General features: G+C 69.1%; 1 protein-coding gene. It reads left to right on the top strand.

Going from position 1 to position 573, the window contains the following annotated elements; all coding sequences use genetic code 11:
• Positions 1–32: 32 nt before the first annotated feature.
• Positions 33–573, top strand: a 541-nt coding sequence (locus KBX71_RS33405) for a hypothetical protein (RefSeq protein ID WP_210821671.1), incomplete at its 3' end; no start/stop codon positions are given.

Below are 573 nucleotides of genomic sequence, written 5' to 3'. Positions count from 1 at the left end.
GGGGTGTCCTACCCCCGAAGGAGCTACCCCTCATGAACACGATCTTCCGTAAGAGCATGCTGTCCGTTGCCGGTCTCGCGTTCGCCGGCGGTGTCTTCGCCGGCCCGATCGCCGCCCACGCCAACCCGGCCGTGGATGCCAAGCCCGCCGCCGTGGCCGTCCAGGCGTCGAAGCCGCAGGGCGACCAGTCCCGGATCAGCCTCAACGACGAGCAGACCACCAACGTCAAGGCCATCATCGCCGCCACGAAGAAGGCGGGCCTGCCCGAGCGGGCCGCGGTCATCTCCATCGCGACGAGCCTGCAGGAGTCGAAGCTGGAGAACCTGGGCCACCTCGGCGACATCAACGACCACGACTCGCTGGGCCTGTTCCAGCAGCGCCCGTCCAGCGGTTGGGGTACGCCGGAGCAGATCACCGACCCCGCCTACTCGACGACCGCGTTCCTCAAGGGCCTCAAGCAGGTCGACGGCTGGCAGGACATGCCCCTGACCCAGGCCGCGCAGACCGTCCAGGTCTCCGCCTACCCGGACGCCTACGCCCAGTGGGAGCAGCAGGCCACCGACCTCGTCACCC

The organism is Micromonospora sp. D93 (assembly GCF_018070365.1).
GTDB lineage: Bacteria > Actinomycetota > Actinomycetes > Mycobacteriales > Micromonosporaceae > Micromonospora > Micromonospora ureilytica.
This window is presented reverse-complemented; position numbering and strand designations above follow the sequence as displayed.